A 2,630-nucleotide genomic window follows, 5' to 3' on the forward strand; every position below is an offset into this window, starting at 1 on the left:
ACCACTGGAACCCGGTCGAGTCCGTCGTCGAACCGCACGTCACCCCCGTCTACGAGGAGCTCTACGGCCTCTACCTCGACCTGTACCCGGCGACCCGCGACGCCGCCCACGCCCTCGCGGCCCGCCAGCACAGCAGCAGCGCCTGAACAGCTGCCCGTACGCAAGGAGCCTCCCCATGACCACCCGTATCGTCCGCTTCGCGGACCCCACCGGGGCCGTCCGCACGGGCGTCGCCGACGACGCCGCCCGCGTCCGCCCCTTCACCGGCGGTCCCCGCATCGCCGACCTGCTCAGGCTGCCGGTCCGCGACCTGAGGGCGCGCGTCGAGGCGGCGGCCGCGGCGCCGCCGGTGCACGACCCCCTGCTCCTGCCGCCGCTGGACGGACGCATGGAGGTGTGGGCTGCGGGCGTCACCTACGAACGCTCCCGCGAAGCCCGCATCGCCGAGAGCACCGTCCAGGACGTCTACGCCAAGGTCTACGACGCCGACCGCCCGGAGCTCTTCCTCAAGTCGGTCGCCTGGCGCGTGGTGACCGACGACGAGCCCATCGCCGTACGCGCCGACTCCGCGCTGAACGTCCCCGAGCCGGAGCTCGGCCTGGTGGTCAACTCTGCCGGGGAGACCGCGGGTTACGTCGTCGTCGACGACGTCAGCTCGCGTTCCATCGAGGGCGAGAACCCCCTGTACCTCCCCCAGGCCAAGATCTACGGCGGCAGCACGGCCGTCTCCAGCGGCATCGTCCCCGTCTGGGAGATCCCCGACCCGACGGACCTGCGCATCGACCTCGTGGTGCGTCGCGGAGCCGGTACCCCGTACAGCGGAACGGTCTCCACGAAGGCCTTCCACCGCCCGCCGTCCGCGCTCGTCGACCATCTCCGCGCAGCGCAGCCCTTTCCCGACGGCGTGATCCTCTCGACGGGGACCGGCATCGTCCCCGGGCTCGACTTCACGCTGAAGCCGGGGGACGTGGTCCGCATCGACATCGAGTCGGTGGGGACACTGACCAACCCGGTCGCGCCCGACCCCTCACACCTGGAGTGGCTGGTGGATGCCGACGAACGGCCGCTGGTCAGGGCAGAACACCGCGGCGGGCGATGAACCCGGGCAGCAGGACGGTGCCCCTCAGGTCTTTGACCGGGCGTCGCCCCGACGGAAGATGGGGCTTCGAGCGGGCCCGCAGACAGCGTCGTGCGCGGGCCCCACGCCTTCGACCACCAGGAGCACTCCTCCCGATGCCCGCACAGCCCTCACAGCCCGCACGGCCCGCACGGCCCGCACGGAGTCAGCGCCCGGCCTCCCGGTCCGCCGCGCTCATGGACGTCCCGCCCTTCGTCAGGCCCTCTCTCGTCAAAGCCGTGTTCAGGGAGGTGACTTCACTGCCCGTCTCCCGCCAGGCCGCGTGGGCCGCGGCGTCGGTGACCCGGACCGTCCTGTCCCGGATCATCGAGGGCGCGACGGCGGCCGCACGGGACGAGCGCCGGACGAAGCTGGTCCCCTCGGACCTCGTCACGGCGATCGACCGGAACGTCGAGGTCGAGGTGGGCACCAGGTGGTACGCGTGCAGCCCGACGTTCAGGGGCCTGACCGGTGTCGTGCACGACGCCCAGGGCAGAGTCGTGCCTCCCCCGAGGCGCAGAAGGTCGCGGCGGCCGGGCGCGGTGACGGGCACCCACAGGTTCGAGCCGGGTGTCAGGGAACTGCTGCGCAGTCACGGCACGTCGGCAGTCCCGGCGATGACACGCGACCTGAACGGGATAGCGAGCGCCTTCCTGACGGACCTCGCCGGGTCGGCGGCCATGGTCGTCCGCGAGGGCGGCATCAAGCGCTTCGGATACGTCACCCTCGGGACGCCCGAGGCGGCGGACCCGACGCCGTCCCTCACGGATCCCCCGCCCGCAGCGCAGTTCGCCCACAGGACCGCGGGACCCGTCGTCGGCGCGGAGGACATCCTCGCCGCCGTCACGATGCAGCTGTTCGGCGACATCAGGGAGCAGGCCCTCATCGAGGCGCGTCAGGCCTCCGGGACCCCCTCGGCGCGCTGAACCGGGCGCGGTGACCCGCGCGGTGAGCCTCCAGCGCCCGTCACTCGATGGATGGTCGAGGGTTCACTCGTGCTCCGCAGGAGGCTTCACTCCAGGGGCTGCACGAGCCACTCGATCGGAGCCGCTGCACGCGGGCCCGCGCCCGTCCGCTCCCGTCCCCTGCCGTCCGCGCCCGTCGGCTCCCGTCCCGACGGGCGCGACCGTCCGCTCAGTCGGCGGGATCGGGCGGCCACGGGCCCAGTTCGGGCAGCCGGGAGCCGGTCGTGGACAGCCGGCCGTCCGTGCTCCGGCCCGCCATCCAGGCGGCGAGGTCGCGTACGGGCCCACTGACCTCGACGGTCGGACCCGTCGTGCCGAGGGTCAGGGCGTACGCGTCGTCGCTGGCCCGCAGGAGCAGTCGGCTGCCGGCCGGGGCGCGGTCCGCCAGGAAGTCCAGCGCGTGGCGTGCGAACTCCACCGGCCAGTCGCGGGGACGGCGGCCGGCATCGAGGTCGACGGCATGGATCTCCGCTTCCCGCCACCGCGCCCACGCCGTGTCGAGCACCGTGGCGCGGCGGAACCGGACGGGCCGTCGCCAGTCCGCCTCG

2 protein-coding genes and 1 pseudogene are annotated in these 2,630 nt (G+C 73.3%); 2 read left to right on the forward strand and 1 reads right to left on the reverse strand.

From position 1 onward, the window contains the following. Positions 1–175: 175 nt before the first annotated feature. Both GTW43_RS02780 and GTW43_RS02785 read left to right on the forward strand, forming a co-directional pair. Positions 176–1,099, forward strand: coding sequence for a fumarylacetoacetate hydrolase family protein (locus GTW43_RS02780; protein ID WP_161299944.1), 924 nt, complete (start codon positions 176–178; stop codon positions 1,097–1,099). A gap of 269 nt (positions 1,100–1,368) precedes the next feature. Beyond that, positions 1,369–2,043: a hypothetical protein gene (locus GTW43_RS02785; RefSeq protein ID WP_343245874.1), complete on the forward strand. Its 675-nt coding sequence runs from the start codon at positions 1,369–1,371 to the stop codon at positions 2,041–2,043. A 208-nt stretch (positions 2,044–2,251) separates the two neighbouring features. Here GTW43_RS02785 and GTW43_RS02790 read toward each other — a convergent pair. Beyond that, positions 2,252–2,630 (reverse strand): annotated as a pseudogene (locus GTW43_RS02790) (hypothetical protein); the annotation flags it as partial.

Origin of the sequence: Streptomyces sp. SID5785 (assembly GCF_009870065.1) — a bacterium.
Classification (GTDB): Bacteria; Actinomycetota; Actinomycetes; order Streptomycetales; family Streptomycetaceae; genus Streptomyces.